General features: G+C 43.2%; 26 protein-coding genes. 1 reads left to right on the forward strand and 25 read right to left on the reverse strand.

Annotated features, from left to right (window positions below; translation table 11 throughout):
• From IJI01_RS12140 to pyrE, 13 genes are all read right to left on the reverse strand, one after another.
• Positions 1 to 115, reverse strand: a 115-nt coding sequence (locus IJI01_RS12140) for a hypothetical protein (protein WP_292190790.1), incomplete at its 3' end; no start/stop codon positions are given.
• An 80-nt stretch (positions 116 to 195) separates the two neighbouring features.
• Positions 196 to 606: an endosialidase gene (locus IJI01_RS12145; protein WP_292190703.1), complete on the reverse strand. Its 411-nt coding sequence runs from the start codon at positions 604 to 606 to the stop codon at positions 196 to 198.
• 114 nt (positions 607 to 720) lie between these two features.
• A complete protein-coding gene (locus tag IJI01_RS12150) occupies positions 721 to 3285 on the reverse strand; it encodes an ATP-dependent Clp protease ATP-binding subunit (protein ID WP_292190706.1) in 2565 nt (854 codons plus the stop codon).
• Positions 3286 to 3288: 3 nt separating this feature from the next.
• Positions 3289 to 3663 carry a GntR family transcriptional regulator gene (locus tag IJI01_RS12155; protein ID WP_292190709.1) on the reverse strand — a complete coding sequence of 125 codons (375 nt, stop codon included), beginning with the start codon at positions 3661 to 3663 and terminating at the stop codon, positions 3289 to 3291.
• Between the two features lie 131 nt (positions 3664 to 3794).
• Complete coding sequence (locus IJI01_RS12160) at positions 3795 to 5228, reverse strand: SH3 domain-containing protein (RefSeq protein ID WP_292190712.1); 1434 nt, start codon at positions 5226 to 5228, stop codon at positions 3795 to 3797.
• Between the two features lie 2 nt (positions 5229 to 5230).
• On the reverse strand, positions 5231 to 6511 hold the full coding sequence (gene purD / locus IJI01_RS12165; protein ID WP_292190715.1) for a phosphoribosylamine--glycine ligase: 1281 nt from the start codon (positions 6509 to 6511) through the stop codon (positions 5231 to 5233).
• Positions 6512 to 6561: 50 nt separating this feature from the next.
• Positions 6562 to 7212 (reverse strand): phosphoribosylglycinamide formyltransferase, encoded by a 651-nt coding sequence (gene purN / locus IJI01_RS12170; protein ID WP_292190717.1) that lies wholly within the window; start codon positions 7210 to 7212, stop codon positions 6562 to 6564.
• Positions 7213 to 7230: 18 nt separating this feature from the next.
• Complete coding sequence (gene purM / locus IJI01_RS12175) at positions 7231 to 8256, reverse strand: phosphoribosylformylglycinamidine cyclo-ligase (protein WP_292190793.1); 1026 nt, start codon at positions 8254 to 8256, stop codon at positions 7231 to 7233.
• A 63-nt stretch (positions 8257 to 8319) separates the two neighbouring features.
• Complete coding sequence (gene purE, locus IJI01_RS12180; protein ID WP_292190719.1) at positions 8320 to 8820, reverse strand: 5-(carboxyamino)imidazole ribonucleotide mutase; 501 nt, start codon at positions 8818 to 8820, stop codon at positions 8320 to 8322.
• A gap of 108 nt (positions 8821 to 8928) precedes the next feature.
• Positions 8929 to 11031, reverse strand: coding sequence for an aminopeptidase (locus IJI01_RS12185; protein ID WP_292190722.1), 2103 nt, complete (start codon positions 11029 to 11031; stop codon positions 8929 to 8931).
• A 46-nt stretch (positions 11032 to 11077) separates the two neighbouring features.
• Positions 11078 to 11446, reverse strand: a complete 369-nt coding sequence (locus tag IJI01_RS12190; protein ID WP_292190725.1) for a DUF6142 family protein — start codon at positions 11444 to 11446, stop codon at positions 11078 to 11080.
• Positions 11446 to 11598 (reverse strand): hypothetical protein, encoded by a 153-nt coding sequence (locus IJI01_RS12195; protein WP_013280262.1) that lies wholly within the window; start codon positions 11596 to 11598, stop codon positions 11446 to 11448. The genes IJI01_RS12190 and IJI01_RS12195 overlap by 1 nt, the downstream gene beginning before the upstream one ends.
• A 24-nt stretch (positions 11599 to 11622) precedes the next feature.
• Positions 11623 to 12300, reverse strand: coding sequence for an orotate phosphoribosyltransferase (gene pyrE / locus IJI01_RS12200; protein WP_292190729.1), 678 nt, complete (start codon positions 12298 to 12300; stop codon positions 11623 to 11625).
• Positions 12301 to 12548: 248 nt separating this feature from the next.
• On the opposite strand from pyrE, the gene IJI01_RS12205 reads away from it, so the two are divergent.
• Positions 12549 to 14213 (forward strand): bifunctional metallophosphatase/5'-nucleotidase, encoded by a 1665-nt coding sequence (locus IJI01_RS12205; RefSeq protein WP_292190731.1) that lies wholly within the window; start codon positions 12549 to 12551, stop codon positions 14211 to 14213.
• A 101-nt stretch (positions 14214 to 14314) separates the two neighbouring features.
• Here the strand turns inward: IJI01_RS12205 and IJI01_RS12210 are convergent, their stop codons facing one another.
• The 12 genes from IJI01_RS12210 to IJI01_RS12265 form a co-directional block, all read right to left on the reverse strand.
• The gene (locus IJI01_RS12210) at positions 14315 to 15550 is read right to left on the reverse strand and encodes a hypothetical protein (RefSeq protein WP_292190733.1); all 1236 of its coding nucleotides are present in this window, start codon (positions 15548 to 15550) and stop codon (positions 14315 to 14317) included.
• A complete protein-coding gene (locus tag IJI01_RS12215) occupies positions 15537 to 16559 on the reverse strand; it encodes a DUF58 domain-containing protein (protein WP_292190735.1) in 1023 nt (340 codons plus the stop codon). The genes IJI01_RS12210 and IJI01_RS12215 overlap by 14 nt, the downstream gene beginning before the upstream one ends.
• Positions 16556 to 17488: an AAA family ATPase gene (locus IJI01_RS12220; protein WP_292190738.1), complete on the reverse strand. Its 933-nt coding sequence runs from the start codon at positions 17486 to 17488 to the stop codon at positions 16556 to 16558. Before IJI01_RS12220 ends, IJI01_RS12215 begins: the two co-directional genes overlap by 4 nt.
• Before the next feature lie 55 nt (positions 17489 to 17543).
• Entirely contained in the window at positions 17544 to 18380 is an 837-nt protein-coding gene (locus tag IJI01_RS12225; protein ID WP_292190741.1) for an alpha/beta hydrolase, read from the reverse strand.
• Positions 18377 to 19234 (reverse strand): aminoglycoside 6-adenylyltransferase, encoded by an 858-nt coding sequence (locus IJI01_RS12230; protein WP_292190743.1) that lies wholly within the window; start codon positions 19232 to 19234, stop codon positions 18377 to 18379. The genes IJI01_RS12225 and IJI01_RS12230 overlap by 4 nt, the downstream gene beginning before the upstream one ends.
• Positions 19235 to 19297: 63 nt before the next feature.
• Positions 19298 to 20140: a DegV family protein gene (locus tag IJI01_RS12235; protein WP_292190745.1), complete on the reverse strand. Its 843-nt coding sequence runs from the start codon at positions 20138 to 20140 to the stop codon at positions 19298 to 19300.
• 42 nt (positions 20141 to 20182) lie between these two features.
• Positions 20183 to 20782, reverse strand: coding sequence for a histidine phosphatase family protein (locus IJI01_RS12240; RefSeq protein WP_292190748.1), 600 nt, complete (start codon positions 20780 to 20782; stop codon positions 20183 to 20185).
• 45 nt (positions 20783 to 20827) lie between these two features.
• On the reverse strand, positions 20828 to 21349 hold the full coding sequence (locus IJI01_RS12245; protein ID WP_292190749.1) for a GNAT family N-acetyltransferase: 522 nt from the start codon (positions 21347 to 21349) through the stop codon (positions 20828 to 20830).
• Positions 21350 to 21374: 25 nt separating this feature from the next.
• Positions 21375 to 21860: an NUDIX hydrolase gene (locus IJI01_RS12250; protein ID WP_292190751.1), complete on the reverse strand. Its 486-nt coding sequence runs from the start codon at positions 21858 to 21860 to the stop codon at positions 21375 to 21377.
• 55 nt (positions 21861 to 21915) lie between these two features.
• Positions 21916 to 22662: a class I SAM-dependent methyltransferase gene (locus IJI01_RS12255; protein ID WP_292190753.1), complete on the reverse strand. Its 747-nt coding sequence runs from the start codon at positions 22660 to 22662 to the stop codon at positions 21916 to 21918.
• A gap of 124 nt (positions 22663 to 22786) precedes the next feature.
• Positions 22787 to 23443, reverse strand: coding sequence for an HAD family hydrolase (locus IJI01_RS12260; protein ID WP_292190755.1), 657 nt, complete (start codon positions 23441 to 23443; stop codon positions 22787 to 22789).
• A 21-nt stretch (positions 23444 to 23464) separates the two neighbouring features.
• Positions 23465 to 23983 carry a GNAT family N-acetyltransferase gene (locus tag IJI01_RS12265; RefSeq protein WP_292190758.1) on the reverse strand — a complete coding sequence of 173 codons (519 nt, stop codon included), beginning with the start codon at positions 23981 to 23983 and terminating at the stop codon, positions 23465 to 23467.
• Positions 23984 to 24114: the final 131 nt, after the last annotated feature.

Genomic DNA, 24114 nt, shown 5'->3' on the forward strand with positions numbered 1-24114 from the left:
CTGTCTCCTCAACAAATGTATTCCATTCTCTGCAGCCAGGGCACTGGCCCATCCACTTGGATGATTCATAGCCGCAGCTCTGGCAAAAGAAAACTGACTTGATCTTAGTTGCCATAACCCCTCCCAATAAAACTGATACTACATAAAAAGGAGCTTCCTGTATGACCAGAAAGCTCCCTGATGATCAAAAAAGTATTATTTCTCAACTCTTACCTGAGCTTTGCCCTCTGCAGAAAGCTCTACGCTGAGATTAAGCTTTCCCCCAAGGTTTGTGCTCATCTTGCCTATACTACTTCCGTTTACAAACACGCTGTATTCTGTGTTCTCTAAAAGTCCAAGTGTGATCTGTGCATCGCTTGCACCCTCTACACTAAACTCTACTCCCTTATCTGTTTCCTTGAAGCCAAGTACTGCAGTTCCAGGAACTGATTCATATACAAAATTCTCATTACACTCAAGCTTGGTAATATCCTTGAAAGTCTTGACCTTGAGAAGGTCACCATTGTGTTCGAAATTCTCTACTTTCTGCTTCTCGGGAAGCTCATAGTTACCAAAGCTGATGCTACCATCATTCTCGGCACGGAGTAATTCCTCTACGACTGCCATATCAAACCTCCTGAATGATAAAAAAATTAGTGTTAACTACCACAGTGCATACCTATTTATGCACCTTCATTATAAAGCATAACCATTTTATTGGAAATTAAATCTTTTTAAATTTTACTTCTTCTTTTTTACAGTTTTTTTAGCCGGCTTTTTGGTAGAAACATTTGCCTTGGTCTTGGCTGTTCTGGTAGTCTTAGTGGTCTTGATATTGGCCTTTTTAACGGATGTTTTACCTTCGCTTGTAGTGAAGATGATCTTGTCATCCTTGAGAGCTACTGTAACATCTGTTTCTGGTTTGATATTGCCACGAAGGAGCTCCTCTGCCATAGCATCCTCGATAGTTGACTGGATTGCTCTCTTAAGAGGTCTTGCACCCATCTTGGCATCTGAATGCTTGGTCACAAGGTACTTCTTAACAGCAGGAGAAATTGTAAGATTGATACCCATCTGTGCCTTGCATCTCTTGGCGAGATTCTGAGACAGAAGTGTAACAATCTCCATCATCTCTTTTTCTGTAAGAGTATGGAATACCATGATCTCATCAATACGGTTGATGAACTCAGGTTTAAAGAGCTTTTTAACCTCTTCCATAACTCCTGACTTCATATCCTCGTAGTCCTTCTTGGCATCCTGGCCTGCGCCAAAGCCGAGCTTCTTGGGAGCTACAATCTTCTGAGCTCCAACATTGGAAGTCATGATGAGGATTGTATTCTTAAAGCTGACCTTTCTGCCCTTGGAATCTGTGATGTGTCCATCATCAAGCACCTGCAAAAGGACATTGAAAATATCAGGGTGTGCCTTCTCAATCTCATCGAAAAGAATTACTGAATAAGGATGTCTTCTGACCTTCTCACTCAGCTGTCCGCCATCATCAAAGCCAACATATCCTGGAGGTGATCCGATCATCTTGGATACGGAGTGACCTTCCATGTACTCAGACATATCAACTCTGATAAGAGCATTCTCATCTCCGAACATAGCCTCTGCAAGGGCCTTGGAAAGCTCTGTCTTACCTACACCAGTAGGTCCAAGGAACAGGAAAGAACCGATAGGTCTGTTAGGATCCTGAAGTCCAACCCTTCCTCTTCTGATGGCCTTGGAAACAGCCTTAACTGCATCTTCCTGGCCGATAACTCTCTTATGAAGAACAGATTCAAGCTTAAGAAGCTTCTCTGATTCTTTTTCTGCAATCTTTTTAACAGGGATTCTGGTCCACTCTGCTACTACTTCTGCAATGTCGTTCTCATTAACGATAAAGCCTGAGCTGAGCTCTTTCTTTTTCTCAGCATTCTTAACTCTTGTGAGCTTGGAAAGAAGCTGATTCTGCTGTTTATTAAGCTCGCCAGCCCTGACAAAATCACTGTTCTTAAGAGCATTCTCTATCTCAATATCTGTGTTTCTGATAGTCTCCTCAATCTCTTTAACCTTGGGAGATACGCCCATAGTACGAAGTCTTACCGCACTTGCTGCCTCGTCGATAAGGTCAATAGCCTTATCTGGGAGGTTTCTGTCGTTGATATATCTCTCAGAAAGATCTACAGCAGCCTTGATAGCCTCAGGTGTAATAGAAACCTTGTGGTGCTCCTCGTACTTGCTGACGATACCCTTGAGGATTTCTGTAGCCTCTTCCTTGGTAGGCTCGTCAACGTTAACAGGCTGGAATCTACGCTCGAGGGCTGCATCCTTCTCAACATACTTGCGGTACTCAGTGATGGTTGTAGCACCAATCATCTGAATCTCTCCTCTTGCAAGAGAAGGCTTCAGGATATTAGAAGCATCGATAGCACCCTCAGCACCGCCTGCGCCGATAAGTGTATGCATCTCATCTACGAAAAGAATAATGTTGCCATCCTCAGAAACCTCTTTGATGACCTTCTTGATTCTCTCCTCAAATTCTCCACGATACTTGGAACCTGCGATCATACCAGAAAGATCAAGGGTTACAAGTCTCTTATTCTGAACTGTAAGAGGCACATCGCCAGAAGCAATACGCTGTGCAAGTCCCTCTACATCTGCAGTCTTACCAACACCTGGCTCACCGATAAGACATGGGTTATTCTTGGTACGTCTACTAAGTATCTGAATAACTCTCTTAATTTCTCTTTCTCTTTCGATAACGGGATCAAGCTTGTTCTCAAGAGCAAGAGCTGTCATATCACGGCTGTACTGTGCCAGAATAGACGCCTTTTTGCCGCCCTTAGGAGCAGCTTTTTTGCCAAGGTCCTCTTTTACCAGATTAGGATCCTCTCCCATTGCTGCCAGTGTCTCAGCATAAATCTTCTGAGCTGGCACGTTAAGTGTGCTGATAAGTCTGACAGCAACATTCTCACCCTCCTTGATAAGAGCAAGGAGAATATGCTCTGTACCTGTCTTGTCAGCATGAAAACGCTCTGCCATCCTGTGAGCTTCCTCCAGAACCTTCTCAGCTCTAGGAGAAAAGCCATCTTTATCAAGAGTACGAACACTGGAATCTGGCACGATAAGGTCTCTTATCATGTCCATCATCCTGTTCTCATCAATGCCATTATCAATAAGGATTCTGGAAGCTACGCTTCCGTCTTCCAGGATAAGGCCCATGAGAATATGCTCTGTACCAACATAGTTGAGTTTAAGACTTCTGGCTGTTCGCTTAGCAAGTTTAAGTGCGTCAGCCGCCATTACTGTAAACCTGGATTCCATATGTTACATCCTTTCATATTTGTCGTACAACTTGTCCACCAGGGCATGAATATCATCCCTGCCAATTCCCTTACATATTGCTCTTGCAAGAACTACTGCCAGATCTGACTGTGCCTCCTGCAAAGCCTGCAGCTTGTCGATATCGATAGCAATTATGGCACCACGCCTTCTGTCAATCTTGACAAAGCCATCCTGCTGCAAAATAGAGTATGCCTTGTTGACGGTGTGCATATTGATACCAATGGTCTCAGCCAATTGCCTTACGCTTGGGAGCTGCTCTCCCTCTCTAAACTGGGATGTTGCAATGCCCAATATGATCTGGTTACACAATTGCACATAAATCGCTTCATCACTATTAAAATCAATCTCGATGATCATATCGCGCCCCTCCTTCGCAGAAAAATCTATCATCACACTCAAATTCTGTGACAACTTTAGTATAACAGATATGACAGTTTATGCAAGAAAAAAGAGGCTTTGCAAAATGCAAAGCCTCTTTGAAGGTCGTATTAGTCGTCGAGGTCGAGGAACTCGAACTCGAAGTCATCGTCGTCGCCTACGAAGTTACGTGCGCGGCGCTTAGGTGCTTCTTCCTTGACTGGAGCACTCTGTCTGTCCTCAGCAGGTCTTCTGCTTGGACGATCATCTGCATCACGCATAGGTCTTCTAACTGGTCTCTCTACGTCCTCTTCGATGTCTCTCTCGGCTCTTCTTGATGGACGTACATCCATATCCTCGTCTGCGTCTCTTCTGGATGGTCTTACTGTTCTCTCTTCTGCTGGTCTTCTGCTTGGACGACCCTCTGCAGAATCTCTATTCTCTCTTCTAACAGGTCTGTCTTCTGAGTTTCTCTCAGGAGCTCTTCTTACTGGTCTGTCTGAATCTTCATCATCTCTTGCAGGTCTACGTGAAGGAGCTGCCTCTGGTCTTCTTCTGTTCTCGTAGCGGTCGTACTCATCCTCTTCCTCATCTTCATAGTAAAGAGAATCTCTAAGCTTGATCACAAGTACGATTACACCTGCTGCAAGGATAGCTGCAAGTACACCAAGTGCAATTGCAAACTTCTTGAAGTTAGAAGCCTGCTTACGAAGCTTGTTAACAGCCTCTGCGCTCTGAGCTGCTGAGATCAGTTCATCAACGATTACACGGTAGCCACCTTCGTTGTCATAGAGGTACCAAACACCATTGCCATCATCACCTGTGATGTACATAAGTGAGTACTTGCCATCGCCCTGGTTCTGATCTACTACAGGCTGCTGCTCTTCTACTGCCTCAGTGTTCTCGCCTTCTACAGCTTCTGTATTCTCGCCGCCTTCTACATTCTCAGTGCCCTCTGTGTTCTCAACAGGAGCTGCCTCAGAAATCTCAAGGAGGTCGTTTCTAACAAAACCTTCCTTGCCATTAGCGCCAAATGTTATCTTGTACCATGTCTTATTATCAGTTCCAGTAGCCTCTCCAGTGATGGTAACTGTCTCGCCCTTGGAAACCTTACCTACTGAATCATAGCTTGTACCAGCACCCTGACGAACATTTACACTGTCAGATGTGATTGTAGCCGTCTTCTGTTCTACTGCTGTAACAGATGTCTCTGGAAGAGATGCTGTACTGGTTGTAGTTGTGCTGGAGCTTGATGATCCGCCAGCCTTGCTGACAAGATCGCTTCTAACATAACCAAATTCATTTTTGTTAACGTAAATCTTGTACCAAACGTAACCTGATGCATCCTTGGATTCATCAACAATATCAACTGTGTCGCCGTTCTTAAGAGAAGAAACCTGCTTGGCTGTTGTGCTGGCAGACTCTCTAACCTTGACATTGTCTGAGGTTACCTTTCCAGTTGTCTGAGTATAAGCGTAAGTCTCAAGTGATGTGCCTGCAAATACTGATAATGCAACCCCTGCTGCAAGCAAAAGACCTGCTATCTTCTTTCCCAACTTATTCATATTCATACCTCCTTGGCGTCATCGATTGCCTTTCCTATATCATGACGCATGTACTTATTTTCGAAGTCAACCCACTGGGTAGCTTCATATGCCTTGGCACGAGCCTCAGCAAGAGTATCGCCCTTGGCAGTGATACCAAGAACTCTTCCTCCATTGGTGACAATTCCTTCTGATGTAACTTTTGTACCAGCGTGGAAACAATAGTATCCATCTTTTCCCTTAAAATTGTCAAGACCAGTGATAAGCTTGCCCTTCTCGTAGCTGACAGGATAGCCATCACTTGCAAGAACAACGCATACTGCTGCCTTATCCTCAAATTCCATGTCTATCTCATCAAGTTTACCATCGATGCAAGCATTCATCACATCAATTATATCAGTTTTCAGTCTAGGAAGCACTACCTGTGCTTCAGGGTCACCAAATCTGGCATTATACTCAAGTACCTTAGGTCCGTCAGGAGTCAGCATAAGTCCAAAGAAAATAACACCCTTAAACTCTCTTCCCTCAGCTGCCATGGCCTCAACTGTCTTGCCATAAATATTCTTACGGCAGAACTCATCAACCTCTTTAGTATAGAAAGGACTAGGTGAGAAATTACCCATTCCACCTGTATTAAGTCCTGTATCGCCATCTCCTGCTCTCTTGTGATCCTGAGCAGATGACATAAGTCTGTAGGTCTTGCCATCAACAAAAGATAAAACAGAAACCTCACGGCCTGTCATGAACTCCTCGATTACCATGTGATTGCCGGCATCTCCGAATTTCTTATCTTCCATGATCTCGCGAACACCTGCCTTGGCCTCTTCAAGGTCCTGACAGATCAGAACGCCCTTACCAAGTGCAAGTCCATCGGCCTTCAGAACGATTGGGAACTTGGCATTTTCAAGATATTCAAGTGCAGCCTTAGGATCATCAAAGGTCTCATAAGCTGCTGTAGGAATTCCATATTTTTTCATAAGGTCCTTGGAGAAAGCCTTACTTCCTTCAAGAATAGCTGCATTCTTACGAGGGCCGAATACTCTGAGCCCCTCAGCCTCGAATACATCTACGATTCCGCCAACAAGAGGATCATCCATACCTATGATAGTCAGATCGATCTCTTTTTCCTTAGCAAAAGAAACTAATTTATCGAATTCCATTGGAGTAATAGGAACACATTCTGCCAGCTCAGCGATACCGCCGTTTCCTGGAGCACAGTAAATCTTATCAACCTGTTTACTTCTGGATACAGCCTCGCAAATAGCATGCTCACGGCCGCCTCCGCCAACTACTAAAACCTTCATACCCATTGTTCCTCTCCCAAATTATAATCTAGTATTTATGCCACTTATGATCACAGCGTATCAAGCAGCTCGTCGTATCCGTCAACAACTGCTCTGCCATTTTCTACTCTTACCTTGCCATTAGCAATAAGATCAATCGCCATAGGCATTATCTTCCACTCAGCCTGCTCCATTATTCTTCTCTGAAGAGTCTCCGGAGTATCATCATCCCTGATCATTACAGGCTTCTGCAGAATAATTGGTCCTGTATCTGTTCCGGCATCAACAAAGTGAACTGTCGCGCCAGATACTCTTGCTCCGCGCTCCAGAACCTTCTCGTGAACCTTAAGTCCATAGTATCCGGTTCCACAGAACGCAGGAATAAGTGATGGATGAATGTTAATGATCCTGTTAGGGAAAGCCTCAACAACCGCCTCAGGAATAACTACAAGACAGCCTGCGAGAACTATAAGATCAGGATTAACATCCGTAAGAATCTGTAAAAGAGCTGCATTAAAATCTGCTCTGTTCTCAAATTCCCTGGGGCTCTTAACTGCTGTAGGAATACCAGCCTTTTTGGCCCTCTCTATCGCATAAGCATTAGGGTTATTGCTATAAACGAGGCAGATCTCTGTATTGGTGATCTTGCCGGCGTTTATTCCATCTATAATTGCCTGAAGGTTTGTACCACCTCCAGAAACCATAACTGCAATTCTCATCATACTCACCGATTATCCTTATTAAACAAGCTCAACGCCCTTGTCGCCAGAAGCGCACTTACCAACTACCCATGCCTTATCGCCTGAAGCCTTGATAGCCTCAAGAGTCTTATCAACATCAGCAGGATCTACAGCAAGAACCATACCAAGTCCCATGTTGTAAGTGTTGTACATCATGTGCTCCTCAATCTGTCCCTTCTTCTGCATAAGAGTGAAGATTGGAGGAATATCATAGCTGTTTTTCTCAACTACAGCCTTGATTCCATCTGGAAGCATTCTTGGAATATTCTCATAGAAGCCGCCACCTGTGATATGGCTGCAGCCCTTAACCTTAATTCCTGCATTCTTGATGGATTTCATCATCTTAACGTAAATTCTGGTAGGAGTTAAAAGAGCTTCTCCGAGTGTTGTACCAAGCTCATCATAGTAAGTCTCAAGGCTCTCCTTGGTCATGTCGAATACCTTACGAACCAGTGAGAATCCGTTACTGTGAACACCTGTTGAAGCAACACCGATAAGTACGTCTCCGTCCTTGATACTGCTGCCATCGATCATATCCTTACGATCAACAACACCTACCGCAAATCCAGCTACATCGTACTCATCCTCAGGCATAAGGCCTGGATGCTCAGCTGTCTCACCACCGATAAGTGCAGCATCTGACTGCTTGCAGCCTTCAGCAACTCCCTTAACAATTGCAGCAATCTTCTCAGGAATGTTCTTGCCACATGCAATATAATCAAGGAAAAATAATGGCTCACCGCCTGCGCACGCTACGTCATTAACACACATAGCTACTGCATCAATTCCAATAGTGTCGTGCTTATCAAGAAGAAATGCCAGCTTGATCTTGGTTCCAACACCATCTGTTCCGGATAAAAGAACCGGATCCTCCATTTCCTTTATCCCCTTAAGAGAGAAAGCTCCTGAGAAGCCGCCAAGTCCGCCCAGAACCTCAGGTCTCATCGTACCCTTAACGTACTCCTTCATCAGCTCAACAGACTTGTAGCCTGCCTCAATGTCAACGCCTGCTTTCTTGTAATCCAGTGCCATAATTTCTCCTCATTTCCTTTTGATATTGTTATAGAAATAGCGCATCAAGTAGTAGGATCAGTACTGCTTGTATCCTACTTCCTGAAGCTTCTTATCTTTCTCAATAACTGTTTCCTTGAGAGATTTGGTATATTCTTTTAATTTGTTTAAAAGTGTGGGATCGCTGGTAGCCAGGATCTTGGCTGCCAGAATGCCTGCATTGGCGCCACCGTTTATTGCGACGGTGGCTACAGGGATGCCAGTAGGCATCTGTACTATACTATAGAGTGAATCTCTTCCGCCGAGGGAAGTTGTGTGCATAGGAATGCCTATGACAGGCATTGGGAAAATAGCTGCGCACATGCCAGGAAGGTGTGCTGCCATTCCCGCACCTGCGATGATGACCTTGAAGCCCTTGTCTTCTGCGGTCTTTGCATACTCAAAAAACTCATCCGGCTCTCTGTGAGCTGAAATAATACGCATCTCATAAGAGATGCCGAGCTGATCCAAAATGTCTGCGGCCTTGGCCATTACAGGCATATCGGAATCACTCCCCATAACAATTCCTACTTGTGCCATTGATTCTCCTCCGATAATTTAACTAAAAATTTCGTGTCCAAAAATCCCTAGTATCATAACATACAGCGAATTATATCGCTACATTTTTTTGTGAATAAAAATCAGTAATTATTCTTCCATAGGCTTGTTAAGCTCTTCAGTGCCCGCAAGAACAAATTTACCATTTCTGATGATTGTTTCTGTGCTTCCATCTTCTCTTACAACTGTGATTTCCCCAAGTTCGTCGTAAGGAATTGTGATATCTGTATGGCAGCTAAAGTATGCCTTATCCGGCTCAGTCTTTCTCTTTGCAGAGATCTCGTTGTCTCTTGCAATGATAGCCTTGCCATCTGGGTTATATGTCATTGTATCTTCTTCATATGAATAGCAGGTATCACCTACAGCAAAGTGAGGACCTGTCTTCTCTGCAATGAGGATTGGAAGCTTATCAGCAATATCATACTTCCTAGCCACAACATAAGCTGTTGTGTTAGTTCCAATAGCAAACTCACCGATAGGAAGAGTCTTGTGATTAAAGAGGATATTGTCGCTGATGTATCTCTTGCCCTCTTCCTCAGTATCAAAGTTGCTGCAGCTATAATCTGAAATACATCCATCCTGGAACTTGATCTCAAGGTTCTTGTAGAACAGGCCATCAAGATAAACACCTGTTACGTGGAGAACGCCCTCTGTTCCAGCAAGCACTGGAGAAGTGAACACCTCACCAACAGGGATATTAACGTCAGCTACACAGTTCTCAAAGTTAGTCTCTTTGGACTTATCCTTGAGTTCGTGGAGCATTACCTTCATATCTGTATGGTTGTCGCCCATTCCCTTGATAACTACATACTGTCCCTGATCAAGGCTGTCGATGATCTTCTGCTGAATGCCCTGATAGAGCTTGTAGTCAAGAGTATTGATTCTTACTGTTTCATCAAAGATTGCCTTGAAATCTTTTCCGATATCAGGAACTGGGAATGCGATGATCGTAAAGCTTCTCTCCTTGTTGATAACGTACTCATTCACAATGAGGCTGTTCTGAACTCTGAAGTCGCTGAGCATCTTCTGCTGTGCCTTGGTCAGGTGCACTGCATCCTCGTTAGTCTCTGGCTCAAACGGAATCTCACCAAACACTTCGATAACTGCAGGACCACCATAGAGGCGAGCTTTGTCCTTGTACATCTCACCGGCGGATCTTGAAGCTTCGAGCTTTCTTGTTACGAAATTATTGTCCAGGAAAAGAGCTACATCTTCCTTGTGATCATAGTTGAACTGCTTGTTAGGAAAAGCACCGTAACTGCCGCCTCTTGAAGCTGAACCTGACATACTGAAGATGCTCATAGGATCAATGAACATAGTTGTCTTAAGTCCGATAGCTTCAAGGTTAGCTACAGCCTTTCTGACCATTCTCTCAAATCCAAAGTTGAAGTACATTCCAGCTGTCTTCTTGATAGAGATATCTTTACCAGTCATGGCAAAGCCGATACGGTAGCCCTCTGTAAAGGTTGTAGCAAGCTTATCGATCTCTTCCTCTGAAAGACTGTTAAGATGCTCTGCGGTCTTAATCTCGTTGTCTGTAATGTATTCACCAAATCTGTAGAGATATCTAAGGTCTGTAAGATCAGCATTAAGGACAATGTCTCTTACAAAGCTGACATCAGAATTTACCATCTTAGCAAAGCTGTGCTGTCTGAACTCTTCAGCATAGTCACTGCCATACCAATACAGAATCTTGCGAACATCTTCATAAGCAGGAGTCTTGCCATCCTGATCAGCGCTTGCAAATACGCCGTAAACTTCAAGGAAAAGCTCCAAGGCTACTGCAAGCTCAAAGATTTCTCCCTCATATGCAGCAGTGATAAGGCTTCTGAGCTCAAAGTAAAGAGCTGACAAAAGCTTACCAAATTCATCTCCAAACACTGATACAGCAAAGGTTGGATTACCATAGCTCTTATCATAGTTCTCAGGAAGAATATCCTCATAGAGCCTGTTATTGCGCTCCTTAAGCTCTTCCATAGTAGCCTTGTCAAAAGAGCCATCGTGTGCGAAACGATAGTTCTCATCTACCATCAGAAGAAACTCTCTGACAAAATGGAAATACTTATCAAACTTCTCGTCAGATAAATGCTCCTGCGCCATGCTGCCGAGTCTCTCTACAGAAAGAGCGTATCTCTCCTTGAGAACCTCATTACCAGTTTCAAATTCATAAATTAATTCTTCGTTATTACTCATTTCTAATTCCATTCTTTCTAAAATCAATTTCTGTTTCCTGCAGCTGTTAAGCCACAAAGTTTAGTACTATCAAAAACACAACAAATATTACCGTCAAAGAGTTGAGTATAATTCCTACATTTGGAAAAAACTTAAATATGTCTTTTTCAAATCTGGACATGATTCCCAAAACAAGTCCCACAACAGAAAATATCGCCGCAACAAAAGCAGCTGCGGCGTATTGTAATAGAGCCTCTCCACCATTGTTGTAGGTAAAAAATACAGCAATTGCATAAGTCGTCACTGATATACACCCTAAAACGGCACTCATGATGCCCTTCTCAGGGTGTCTGTTGTCAGTGAACATATACTTATCTCTGACAGGTTCAAGTCTCTTAATGTGAAGTTTGAATCTACTCTTTTTCTTTTTAGACATTAGATGATAATTCTCTTCCTACTGCCAAGTAACTTGGCTCCACTAATAATAAGGAGCACTCCTGTCGCGATACCTGCAACAATTGAAATAACTCCAAATGCTATGTTAAGGCCACCTGTTCCGCCAAGTACCTTGTATGTATGCTCGTCCATTCTGTTCCCCTCCTATGATTATGATTATTTTGCGCCGTACTCTTTGTAGTATTCGTCGATAGCTTTTTTGATATCCTTGTTGATGATAACTTCGCCATCGATTGGTCTGTTGTAGAGATAGCTTACTACGTCGTCCATAGTAACGATTGCGTTTGCGCTAAAGCCATATCTGTCCTTGATCTCGTCAAGAGCGCTCATGTCTGTCTCAAGACCCTTCTCCTGTCTGTTGAGAGATACCATAAGACCTACGATATCGCAGTCAGCCTGCTCCTGAATGATAGGCACTGTCTCCTCAATTGACTTACCTGATGTAGTAACATCTTCTATAATAAGTACGCGATCGCCGTCTCTAAGCTTGGAACCAAGAAGGATTCCCTTATCGCCGTGATCCTTGATCTCTTTTCTATTGGAACAATATCTGATCTCTCTGCCATAGAGTTCGCTGATAGCTACGCTTGTAACTACAGAAAGTGGAATTCCCTTGTAGGCTGGTCCAAAGAGAACGTCGAACTCAAGACCAAAGGTATCGTGAATAGCTCTTGCATAATACTCGCCAAGCTTACGAAGCTGAGAACCTGTTACATAAGCTCCTGCATTCATAAAAAATGGAGATTTACGTCCACTCTTAAGAGTAAACTCCCCAAACTTAAGGACGTTACTGTCCACCATAAACTCGATAAACTCTTCCTTATATCTTTCCATACAACAAAACCTCCTTTATACAACGATAATGATATCGAATATTTAGTAATAAATACGGTCTGTCACCCAATTACTGATTATAATACCTTGTCATTCATATCGCATCAAGAAATATTTTTTTTCCCAAAAAATATGGTCCTGGGGGGACGGGGGTAGTGGTTCATTTTCCACATATCGATTATAATGTACTTGCAGTTTCCACTCAAAAAGGAAATTTACTGCAACTCGAAAACCACAGGAGGTAGTGTATGAAAGGAAACAAGTTATTAAAGGGATTATTATCCTCTGTCCTTGCACTTGCTATGGCAGCTACTCTTAGCACACCAGTTAAGGCAGCAGAAGCTTACAAGGTAAGTGCTGACATCAGATCACTGGCCGTTGTACCAGCAGATCTTTCAGGCAAAACTGTTATTGTGCACACAAACGATATGCATGGAGCCATCAGTAAGTATGCCTATGTAGCATCAGTTAAGCAGAATCTTCAGGCAAGAGGTGCTGAAGTAATTCTTGCAGATTGCGGTGACTTCAGCCAGGGAACACCTTACGTTAGCACAACAAAGGGTCTTAACGCAGTAACAATGATGAATGCTGCTGGTTATGACATCGCAACACTCGGTAACCACGAGTTCGACTATGGCTATTACAAACTTATGTCCAATCTTTCTACAGCCAAGTTCAAGGTTGTATGCGCAGACGTTCTTGGCGCAGATGGCAATCCAATCGTTAATCCAAACTATATGTACACATCAAGATCTGGTCTTAAGATCGGTTTCTTCGGAATGGAAACACCTGAGACACAGACTAAGGTTAATCCAGGTCTCATCCAGGGCATCACATTCATGTCTAAGGGCGAGCTTGCAACATGTGCTCAGGCACAGGTAGATACACTTAAGGCTCAGGGCGCTGACCTTGTAATCTGCCTCTCACACCTTGGTGTTGATGCTGAGTCAGCTCCAGACGGACACAGAAGTGTTGACGTTTACGCTAAGACAAAGGGCATCGACCTTATGCTCGATGGTCACTCACACACAATCATGACAGCAGGTGCCAAGAATGAGCCTGTACAGTCAACTGGAACAAAGCTCGAGACTATGGGTCTTGTATTCATCGACAATGCTTCCAAAACAATCGAAGACAGATTTCTCATCAACATGGACCTTCTTCAGGAAGAAGTAACTACAGCTGCTAAGTCTAACGAGATGTTCAAGGCTATCGACAGAGAGTACGGTGCTGTTCTTGCCAAGACAGAAGTTAAGCTCAATGGTGATCGTGATCCTGGTAACAGAACTGAGGAGACTAACCTCGGCGACCTTATCACAGACGGTATGCTTTGGAGCGTTTTAAGAGCACCTGGCGCCCTTACAGTTCCTGCTGACCACGTTGTCTGCATCACAAATGGTGGTGGAATCAGAGCATCTATCAAGGCTGGCGATGTTACTAAAAAAGATATCAACACTGTTCTTCCTTTCGGAAACACAGTATCAGTAGTTTATGTAACAGGTGATGAGCTCCTTGAGGCACTTGAGGCTTCAACATACTGCACACCACAGGCTATTGGTGGTTACCCACAGACATCTGGTATCAAGTTCACAATTGATACTCACAAGTCTTTCAACAAGGGTGCTGCTTATCCTGGATCAACATACTACAAGCCAGCTTCAATCAACCGTGTAACAATCGAGAGCATCAATGGACAGCCATTCAACAAAGCTGACACATATGCAGTTGTAACTAACAACTTCTGTGCAGCTGGTGGTGACACATACTACGCATTCAAGAATGCAAGCGCTCAGTTCGATACAGGTATTGTTATGGACGAAGCTGTTATGGATTATGTAAAAGAAGTACTTGGCGGAAAGATCACATCTGCTAAATACGGCGCTCCTAGAGGAGATCAGACACAGATTAAGTAATCTAACCCCAAAATGGTCCTAGGGGACGGGGTTAGTGGTCCAAAAAATATAGCCGGTTGGTTTCATCTAGATTCCAACCGGCTTACTTTATATCTTTTTCCTTATCTCATCTTATCTTCTATCTGATTCTTTATTTCTTCAAACAGCAGCTGAGCCCTGAGCACCTCTTCATCGCTCAGCTGATTTTCATCATTATATCTGGCGCGTATGTAGAGCTGTCTCAGTTCATCAGTTTTACCAGTCTCAATGATCTCATCCGATGCAATAGCTACATCCTCAGAGGTTGTCTGGTTCACAATCTTAACTCCAAAGGTCTTAACAAAGAACAGATACTCTTTGTAGATCTGCCTTATCTTGGCATTATTTGTCTCGGCATGAGGCTTTTTCTTTTTCCTCTTAAATCCAAAGAAAGAAGTACTCTCTTCTGCCTCACCATCCTCCATCTCAAGTGCCGCGCCATTCTTCTTATTATTGATGCCGCGAACCATCCTGTAGAACCAGCGAAGGAGAAGTATCAGCAGTACAATTGCCAGCAATACCAAAAGAGCTGCAATAACAATTTCTATCACATCATAGTTAAGCCCCTCTGCCACGGAAGATACTTCTTCCACAGCATCCTGCTTCTCTATCTGCTGAACATCAGGATCTTTGGGCTTAATCACCTTATCCTCCGGATTGGGTTTAAGAGCCTGGTCAAAAAGCCAGCTGATACCAGAAACCAATGCAAAAAATATAGCTCCAACAGGCATGAAGATCACTTCAACCACTCTGCCTGAATGCATAACAATCTCGTAGATAGTGACGCATGCCAAAACTCCCAGCACCAGAACCACGAACATCTCTGCAAAGTTTATGAGTCTGTGCTTTAACTTGGCGCCCTCACCAACTCTTTTAAGGCGAAGAACAAGAACACCAAGGAAAAGATAAATCGCAGCATAGACCGTAGCTTCCGGCCTTATGGGCCACTGTCCAAAGCAGATAAAGAACAAAACTGCCACAGGAATTGCAGGAATTCCGAACCAGAATTTGTATTCCTCGTAGTGAATGTCAATCTTATCTGCAAATGTCATAGCAGCATAAAACATTATTGGTATAGCTGCTATTATAAGGTCTGACATATTCCTTGCAGCAAAAAGGCCAGCAAATGGCAGAAGTCCGCATATTATCCTTGCTGGTAGCGCTCCCTTGGCCTTTTGTACTATCAGTGTGGAAACAAAAGCTACCGCCACCACGGCTCCAACCACAGGCCATGAGCCGCCAAATATCTTGAACAATGCTGCAAAAGAAAAATATAAAAGTAAATCACAGATTGTCTTTAAAGCATTAGCAAATAGCATTACTATTCACCTCCGCTTCCAGCACGCACAGCTCATATTCGCTAAACCGCTGCAGACGGGCAAGACTATCCCTATCCTCTGCAGAAAGCGGCGCACTTATTATGAAATAGCTGCGGCTTCTCTTTCTCTCTCTTATGCACCTTTCGATAAGTCGGTCAAAAGAAAAATAGCTGAACAGATCGGATCTGCCAAGGTTCATCATCAGCTGATCCATATGTTTTTTACCAAAGCCTTCATCGAGGTTTCCAGTATCTCCGTTAGACAAAAACTGGTATGGTATGTGCTCCTGCTCAAGCCTTTCGCAGACTGTTCTGACAATCTCAAGAGCCTTCTCTTTTTCTTTGGAACTTCCTGCATCGAGATTGAGCACTACCGCTGCATTTGCATCAACTGTGTAGTCGCTGTTCTTGACCATGAGCTTGCCAACCTTGGCGCTGTGCTTCCAGGATATCTTTTTCATGGGCTCTCGTCCCGTGTAGTCCAGATATCCTATGGTCAGAACCGGGTCTTCTACAATGAAACGTCTGACTGAAATATCTCCGATGTAACCGCCAAGCACCTTCAAAACGAATTCATCATCGCAACGCTTGGGCATTACAGTTATATCTGACTTAATCTCTCCAGAAATTACCCAGGACTTAAAGCCGAGGAAATCACCGGTCTCCACATAATATTTGCCGCGCTGATACAGTCCTCTTTTGGGCAAAGAGAACAGTGTAGTGTGCTTGTAGCTGTGATGTCCGAACAGAAATACACTGTGATGCTCGGAGTTTCCTTTTTTACCGGAAATCACAGCCCCGTCTGGCATGTACTCATAGTAGTGCATGTAGACGATCGGGAGAAACCAGTTGTTGATGATCCTGCTGTTAAAGGCAATCTTCTCGCCCGGCTCAGCAAGCTGGGTATCAAAGGTATATCGTAGCAGCACGTACTGCGAAAGCCTCGGTGCCACCACAAATTGCATTATCAGGATGATCACAATCATCCCTATCATTAGAAATGTAATCATACGCTTTCCAGTGGCACTTTAGTCTCGCTGAGAATCCTTTCCATAATCTTGTTTGGATCTACGTGACTACCAGGTGCTGAAATGAGACGATGTGCAAGAACGCAGCTGGCTTCTTTTTTCACATCTTCAGGGATAATATAGTTTCGTCCTGAGATAGCAGCTCTGATGCGCGCTGCCTTGAACAATGCAAGTGTTCCTCTTGCTGAAACTCCGCATGAAATCTGGGCATTGTTACGAGTAGCCTCTACGATATCCATAAGATATGCTTTTACATCTTCAGAAGCTGTTACATTCTCTATTTCTTTTAACGCCTCTAACCTGTCAGCTTCGCTAACTACGCACTGAAGCTCAGAAATGATATCCTTGGCATCCTTCCTGCCCAGAATAGAAATCTCCTGGTCTCTTTCCATGTAGCCAAGGCTAAGTCTCATGAAGAAACGGTCCAGCTGAGCCTCAGGAAGCGGAAATGTTCCGTAGGATTCAACCGGGTTCTGTGTTCCCATTACGATGAAGTTAGCTGCCAGTGGGAAAGTCTCGCCATCAACAGAAACCTGGCGCTCTTCCATTGCTTCCAGAAGCGCTGACTGTGTACGTGGTGTTGCTCTGTTGATCTCGTCTGCAAGAACTACATTAGAAAATACGGGGCCTTTTCTGAATACGAAGTCCCCTTCCTTCTGATTATAGAAATGAATACCAGTAAGATCCGATGGTAAAAGATCTGGTGTAAACTGGATTCTCTTGAAATCTCCACCGATGCTCTTGGAAAACGCCCTAAGAAGCATGGTCTTACCTGTTCCAGGAAGGTCCTCAAGAAGCACATGTCCCCCTGCAAGGAAGCAGATGACGATCTGTCTGATGGCATCGTCCTTGCCAATGATGACCTTACCTACATTCCCCACAATAAGGTCTGAATACTCTTTTACTGTCATTTTTAAATATCTCCTCCGTGATTTCTTTTTTCCTTTTTGGTCCTAGGGGACGGGGTTAGTGGTCCATTTCGATCCACGAAAAGAACTTGTCCAGTCCCTTGTTCTCCTCCCTTGTCTCCAGGAAAAGACCTGCTGTATACCAGGAATGTGTATTTTTCTCATCTTCTACACTGTAGAGCTCGCAGCTGTTTCCAAGCTCCCTGGCTCTGGCCGCAAAGTCCTCTGCACATTCATACTGCAAAAGACCATCATGCCTACTCTGAATAAGCAGCATAGGAATATGGTTCCTACTCATAAGTGAAACAGGCTCAGCCTCTTTCCTGTTATAGCCCTTACTAAAGAGCTGATTTAAAAGAATTCTGAGAGTCTTGGACTGATCCTGTCTGAAGCTGTAAGGGCCTCCAAAACCAACGAATCCTATTATTGATGATATATCTACGTTGTAGTCTTTTTGCGCCTTTTCACTATAACACATAATGGACGTAAGGTGTGCCCCAGCTGATGGCCCCACAACAATCACTTTTGAAGTATCTATATCTTTTTCCTTAAGATACTCAATTGCCTTGTTGTAACAGGCGCAGACATCCGCTATCTGAATGGGATACTTGTTCTTAGGTGAAAGCCTGTAGCCACCTGAAACAACTCTGTAGCCCGCATGTGAAATGTGTTGGCCCACATAGTCAAAATAGTCAGGATCTCCTGCATTCCAGCCGCCTCCATGAACCCAGTAGATGATCTTATCGCTCACAACCTTATCAGGCTCATAATATAGAAAATACTGGTCTTTATCCGAGCCGTAATCTACTCGCTCTGGCGTGGTGTATTTAGGTGCTGTACGAAGTTTCTTGAAAAGTCCAAAGTAGCTAAAGCTTTCCCTTAAATAATCATTCATCTGTTGTCCCTACGTTTCTCCATAAATGCGCGAACTCTGCGTGCCTCATCAAGGTCAAGTGCAAAGTTCAGTTTCTCTGCAACATATATAGAAAGCTCCCCGAAAAAGTCGTACATCAAAAAGAGCTTATCCCACATATCCTCGTAGTCGCCACTTGCAAACATCCCCTCAAAGCGCGCCATCTCTTCCTCAGTAAGATAGTTCTTAAGATATTTACAGCAGGCGCCTGTGGTAACCTGGAAATCGTTGTCGATGCCAATCTTCCAATTGATCATCTTAAGGAACATATTCATCATGTACTCTTCCATCATGCGCTTAGCGTAATAGAACTCATGTCTGCAAAGTCCCTTGGTCACGTAATTACTGATCCAGCGAAATTCATTAACTGTTCCAAAGAATTCAAATTCACTCGGCTTTTTGATGTAAAAGCACTCTTTGGAAGTGATGTCTACAAGCTGAGGAAAATTATCCTTGTTAATGAGTATTGTGCGAGGCTCATTAAATTCTGTCTGCTTATCAATCTCGCTCACATCAATAAATGTCAGGTCAATTCTGTTGCCATCCTCGTACTGTGTAAGATATGCAAAGCGTGACCTGCCATTATAATCATAGGGCTCATCGTAGTAGTCATCAGGCATCTGCATGATAAGAATATCGCCAAAGCGCTTCATGTAGTCGTGATCTCTTGTAAACTCTCTGATGTCTGATACAAAAAAAGTTATGTCAAAGTCGGAAAACTCATCGTGAACTGCTCCCTTGGTGACATTGGAGCCTTCCATTGTTGCAGCTCTAATGCGGTCATCCTCTGTCGCAGTTTTCATAATAAGATCATACATTTCGTCGTAGGTTTTCATAAAAGTCGTATCCTTCCAATATGGACCACTAACCCCGTCCCCTAGGTCCATTACTGTAAAAAATCATTTATCAATGAACAGCACGCCAAGAGTACCTGGGCCACAGTGAGATGAAACAACGCTTCCTGCTCTGGTCTCCAGAATTTCGGCAAAAATCCCAAGACCTTCCAGGTATTCTTTAACATTTTTAACTATTTCTTTATCACATCCAGAGTGGGTTATAAATACTCGCTCCGGTCTTGCATTTTTCAAATCAGCTTCCATATCCTTGACATAATCAAGTACATATTTCTTACTTGATCCGCGGTATTTCTTTTCCGGATGCATAGCACCGCCAGCTACCGCTATGCGTGGATGAAGCTTAAGTGCAGTCCCAAAAAGTGCAGCAAGGCCTGAGCAGCGCCCTCCCCTATACAGATATACAAGGGTATCTATAACAAAGCTGGCACGTACTTTATCTTTAAGAGCCTCTATTTCCTCAACAATCTCTTTGACCGTCTTTCCCTCTTTTACCAGTTCCGCAGCATGAACCACCAATAGTCCGATTCCAGTTGAAAGATTGGCCGAATCAATGACGTGAACCCTATCAGACATATCCATATCTTCTGCCGCAAGCTTCACATTGTTATAGCTTGCTGACATAGAAGAAGAGATAGTAAATATGATGTACTCATCAGAGCTTGCAGGATCCAGATACTTAGAAATATCATCTATACCAGGTGCTGCAGTCTTAGGCGTCTCGCCATGTTCATCAGACCATTTGTAGAGTTCTTCAGGAGAAATATTGACTCCATCCAGATATTCATCATCTCCAAGTCTTACATAGAGCGGGATTATCCCTATATCGTATCTTTTAACCAATTCCTGCGACAGATCGCAGGTACTATCCGACAATACTTTTACCATTTTTCTCCTCCGTAGACTTTCTCTGTTCCATTTATACTCCTCTCAATTGAGACGTCTTTTTATCTCATCAAGTTCTTCAATAGTAAATTCAATTGGCTTTGCATTATCAACAGCTATGGTGTGTGATTGCTCAAATGGAATGTTGTTACGCATAGCTATTAAAGTCATGATAACTGCGCCATGAGAAATAATCAAAAGGTTCTGGTCTGAAGAGGTATCATATTGTTCAAGGATATTGTCTAGTGCCTCAAACAGCCTCTCCATAACCATCTGATAAGATTCACCCTGAGGACTCTTGTTATAGCGCTTGTAGGAATTCCAGAGTCTTAATTCTTCCGGATATAAAGCCTCTATCTCTTCCCATGTGTGACCCTCAAACAGACCTAGGTTCATCTCTTCCAGACCGTTTACGACCTCAAAGCCAGTGTGGAAGTGCCAGTCAATTATCTGCGCAGTCTGCCTGGCACGAATCTGATAGCTTGTGTAGATCTTGGCAAAAGAGATATGGTTGTCCTGCAGATACTGGCACAGTTCATTAGCCTGAAGCATCCCGTTTTCATTTAGCGGAATATCCGTGGTTCCCTGTACTTTCCTCATAATATTCCAATCAGTTTGTCCATGTCTGGCAAAATATATTTTCATTTTGTCTTTCCTGTTTTTCTCATATATCCCAATGAGTTTGTTTTATTACTTGCTTGCCGAGTAAAAGTGATATAGACGCTCTTCCTCGTCGTATATGTCTTTATACATTCGAGTATCTAATAGCTTGAATCCCGCTTTCTCTGCGGTTTTGCAGGAAGCAATATTCTCATCAAGAATGGTAGCTATTATCTCTTTTTCATCATAGTGTTGGAAAAAGTATTCAAGATATGCTCTAACTGCCTCGGTTGCAAGGCCATGCTGCCTGTACTCTGCGCCGATGCCGTAGCAGATACCTATTTTTCCAGTATCCTCATAATAGGTATTTCCCACAGTTCCAATGACTCTTTCATCATCCTTAAGACATATAATACTGCAAATATAGTCTGCTCTGGGGTCATCTGCCTCTGACAATTTGATTGCTTCATTGATCCATTCATCTATCCACTCTGAACAGTCCGCATCAAATCCAAGTTCAGAAAAGCTACCATCTTTTGCCATATCAGCTAGTAGCTTCTCGTCACCCTTTTGAATTGATCTGATGATAAGTCTTTCGGTTTCTATTCTCATGGAATCACAGCCCTTCTAACACTTTTTAGCATCTCTCATCCGAAACGATATGCTCGACGCAATCATGCTCAGATTGTAAGTACTCCTTCATAAATGTAGGGAAAGCCTTGTATTTATCCAGCTCAGCAATTGGGAGCCAATACATATTTTCTTTTACGCCCTGAGTGAAACTGTTACTGTTAAGTTCTCTGGTGCCTCTTGATTTCATCACGAAGTATAAAGCAATCTCATGACAATCCATATCCTTAAGTGCGCCCATATTATCAGCAAAAAAGTTCTCATGGATGACGGCGAGATGATCAATCTCATAATGGATTCCTGTCTCCTCGAAGACTTCTCTTTTAACTGCGTCCTCAGCTGTCTCTCCCATGTGAACTGCGCCGCCGATTGAATAGTAATAATCATCCTTCTCATTGCCGGCAAATAACACGTAGCCATCCTCTACAATGATTGCAGCTGCGCGGTATCTAAACCACTTGTTGTCCTTGGTAAATCCACAATTATATTCCATAAAACCCTCTAGATATTTCAATTATGCTAACGCTATATTTCATATAGCTCCGTAATTATTTCTTTGCCCTGAGCGCCATGTATGCTGGTATGTTCATATCGTGTAGCCTGCCGGAACCATTTGTATCTTCAAATAACTCAATCAACGTAAATCCTGCTTCAAGCTGGCCACCCAGCTGTTCTTCAAGGGTATGAGAAAACTGCATTCCGTCATCTTCCTCTTCTAACATTTTCCTATATACTTCATTTGTAAGAGGGTCGAAAGGAAGGGCATTCACTATCTCTTTTTCCTCTAGATCAACAATGTAATTGATGTAGTAGTCAACCCCTGACAAAAGAGATCCACCCTTCTTCAATACGCGGTAGCACTCCTTCCAAATAGGCTTAACCTCTTTAACATAACAATTGGAAACAGGATGGAAAATCAGATCAAACTCCTCATCCTCAAAAGGAAGTCTCTTTGTCATGTCAGCTCTGACAATTCGTATATCATAGCCCTCTCGTACAGAAACCAGCTTCTCACTCTCCAGCTGTTTCTCCGAATAATCAAGCACAGTACATTCTGCTCCTAGCGCAGCAAAAATAGGCATCTGCTGGCCACCGCCACTGGCAAGGCCGAGAACTTTTTTACCCTTCAGATTTCCAAACCAATGGTGCGGAACATTCTTGGTCGGTGTGAGAACAACGTCCCAGTTTCCTTCTTTGGCCTGTAAAAAGACTTCATGGCTGATTGGCTTGCCCCATTCCCAGCCATCTTCTATCCATCTATCAATTGTAGCTGCATTTATATCCTGATAATTCATAACTCATCCCTCCGCAAAAAATGGACCACTAACCCCGTCCCCTAGGACCATTTACCAGAAATGGATTCTTGCCCTCTATTGTTTCCTTAACTCTTTCACATACACCGCACATATATATTCCCCTTTACATTTTATCTAAGTATTTAATAACATCATTCAAATTATCCAGAACTATCTCCGCCAGCTCATGCATTTCATCGTTGGCAGGAAGGAGATCTGGAACCATGATCGTCCGTAGACCTCCCGAAGTTGCAGAACGGATTCCGTTATAAGAGTCCTCAATCGCATAAGCATCTTCTGGCTTAACTCCTATTTTCTCACAGGCAAAAAGGTATATCTCAGGATGAGGCTTACTGTGAGTCACCATGTCACCTGTAACGATCTCATCAAAGTATTCTAAAAGCCCAGCTTCACTTAGACGCCTGATAACTGATGTCTTCTTGGTTGAAGTCGCCAAGGCAATCTTCTTGTTAGAACTCTTAAGATAATCAAGGATCTCGCGAACTCCGCTCTTTATTGGGAGCCTGCCGCCATCATATTTAGCGTGGAAAAGAGCTGAAGCCTGCTTATCAAACTCATCAAAAGGAAAGTCCTCTCCATAAGCTTCCAGCATGATTTCTCGTGTCTTCTGAAGATTCACACCGATGCAAGCATGGAAATGTTCTTCCATAAATTCCATGCCCATCTTCTCAGCCTGCTCAATCCAGCATTCCATGATTGCTCTTTCGGAGTCAAAAATAATTCCATCCATATCAAAAACTACTGCATCATAATTTTTCATTTTTATGCCTTTCGGTATATTTTACTGTACTCTTGTGTAATACTCATTTTTTAATACCATGTTGCACCTGCTCCATGATTCATCTTTGTAAGTAAAGGCATTCTCTGTTGTACCACTTTCTTTAAACCCGGCCTTGAGATAGCATCTCTTTGCTCTTTCATTTTCCGGAAACACGCATAGCCAGAGAGATTTTGCTCCTGTTTTCTCAAAAGAATGCTTGGCTATGAGCTGTAGCATTTCTCCTGCTACGCCCTTGCCCCTATACTCAGGATCAACCACAACAAACTTGAGCATTCCCCTGTTTGTCTCGTCATCTTTGGAGTAGCAAAAGAACCCCACTGGCTTGTCATCATCCAAAGCTGCTATATACGCAGTATCTCCGTATTGCGCTTTTTTCGCTGCAAGGACATTAGCAAAATCCTCTTTTTCAAGCGGGTATTGGAAATAGTTTGCGCACCACATAGCATGCGTTCTTTCATCTGTTACCCAGTTTTTAATTACATCAAAGTCCCTATCGAGGTTGAATTCTATAAGCTTCATCCTTGTTACACTTTCTAACATTTAAATTGATTGTAAAACTATCTTTCCTGATTATAGTGATTATCATAAACTCACTCTTCTATATCTTGGCCGATCTTACGTGAAATTCATCCTTTTTATACTGTATCTAA

It is taken from the genome of Butyrivibrio sp. (genome assembly GCF_017433805.1).
Lineage (GTDB): Bacteria > Bacillota > Clostridia > Lachnospirales > Lachnospiraceae > Butyrivibrio.

Excerpts from the sequence above, each read along its gene's own strand:
- IJI01_RS12145 (WP_292190703.1), bottom strand. The coding sequence starts at position 606 with ATGGCAGTCGTAGAGGAATTACTCCGTGCCGAGAATGATGGTAGCATC.
- IJI01_RS12150 (WP_292190706.1), bottom strand. The coding sequence starts at position 3,285 with ATGGAATCCAGGTTTACAGTAATGGCGGCTGACGCACTTAAACTTGCT.
- IJI01_RS12155 (WP_292190709.1), bottom strand. The coding sequence starts at position 3,663 with ATGATCATCGAGATTGATTTTAATAGTGATGAAGCGATTTATGTGCAA.
- IJI01_RS12160 (WP_292190712.1), bottom strand. The coding sequence starts at position 5,228 with ATGAATAAGTTGGGAAAGAAGATAGCAGGTCTTTTGCTTGCAGCAGGG.
- purD (WP_292190715.1), bottom strand. The coding sequence starts at position 6,511 with ATGAAGGTTTTAGTAGTTGGCGGAGGCGGCCGTGAGCATGCTATTTGC.
- purN (WP_292190717.1), bottom strand. The coding sequence starts at position 7,212 with ATGATGAGAATTGCAGTTATGGTTTCTGGAGGTGGTACAAACCTTCAG.
- purE (WP_292190719.1), bottom strand. The coding sequence starts at position 8,820 with ATGGCACAAGTAGGAATTGTTATGGGGAGTGATTCCGATATGCCTGTA.
- IJI01_RS12185 (WP_292190722.1), bottom strand. The coding sequence starts at position 11,031 with ATGAGTAATAACGAAGAATTAATTTATGAATTTGAAACTGGTAATGAG.
- IJI01_RS12190 (WP_292190725.1), bottom strand. The coding sequence starts at position 11,446 with ATGTCTAAAAAGAAAAAGAGTAGATTCAAACTTCACATTAAGAGACTT.
- IJI01_RS12195 (WP_013280262.1), bottom strand. The coding sequence starts at position 11,598 with ATGGACGAGCATACATACAAGGTACTTGGCGGAACAGGTGGCCTTAAC.
- pyrE (WP_292190729.1), bottom strand. The coding sequence starts at position 12,300 with ATGGAAAGATATAAGGAAGAGTTTATCGAGTTTATGGTGGACAGTAAC.
- IJI01_RS12205 (WP_292190731.1), top strand. The coding sequence starts at position 12,549 with ATGAAAGGAAACAAGTTATTAAAGGGATTATTATCCTCTGTCCTTGCA.
- IJI01_RS12210 (WP_292190733.1), bottom strand. The coding sequence starts at position 15,550 with ATGCTATTTGCTAATGCTTTAAAGACAATCTGTGATTTACTTTTATAT.
- IJI01_RS12215 (WP_292190735.1), bottom strand. The coding sequence starts at position 16,559 with ATGATTACATTTCTAATGATAGGGATGATTGTGATCATCCTGATAATG.
- IJI01_RS12220 (WP_292190738.1), bottom strand. The coding sequence starts at position 17,488 with ATGACAGTAAAAGAGTATTCAGACCTTATTGTGGGGAATGTAGGTAAG.
- IJI01_RS12225 (WP_292190741.1), bottom strand. The coding sequence starts at position 18,380 with ATGAATGATTATTTAAGGGAAAGCTTTAGCTACTTTGGACTTTTCAAG.
- IJI01_RS12230 (WP_292190743.1), bottom strand. The coding sequence starts at position 19,234 with ATGAAAACCTACGACGAAATGTATGATCTTATTATGAAAACTGCGACA.
- IJI01_RS12235 (WP_292190745.1), bottom strand. The coding sequence starts at position 20,140 with ATGGTAAAAGTATTGTCGGATAGTACCTGCGATCTGTCGCAGGAATTG.
- IJI01_RS12240 (WP_292190748.1), bottom strand. The coding sequence starts at position 20,782 with ATGAAAATATATTTTGCCAGACATGGACAAACTGATTGGAATATTATG.
- IJI01_RS12245 (WP_292190749.1), bottom strand. The coding sequence starts at position 21,349 with ATGAGAATAGAAACCGAAAGACTTATCATCAGATCAATTCAAAAGGGT.
- IJI01_RS12250 (WP_292190751.1), bottom strand. The coding sequence starts at position 21,860 with ATGGAATATAATTGTGGATTTACCAAGGACAACAAGTGGTTTAGATAC.
- IJI01_RS12255 (WP_292190753.1), bottom strand. The coding sequence starts at position 22,662 with ATGAATTATCAGGATATAAATGCAGCTACAATTGATAGATGGATAGAA.
- IJI01_RS12260 (WP_292190755.1), bottom strand. The coding sequence starts at position 23,443 with ATGAAAAATTATGATGCAGTAGTTTTTGATATGGATGGAATTATTTTT.
- IJI01_RS12265 (WP_292190758.1), bottom strand. The coding sequence starts at position 23,983 with ATGAAGCTTATAGAATTCAACCTCGATAGGGACTTTGATGTAATTAAA.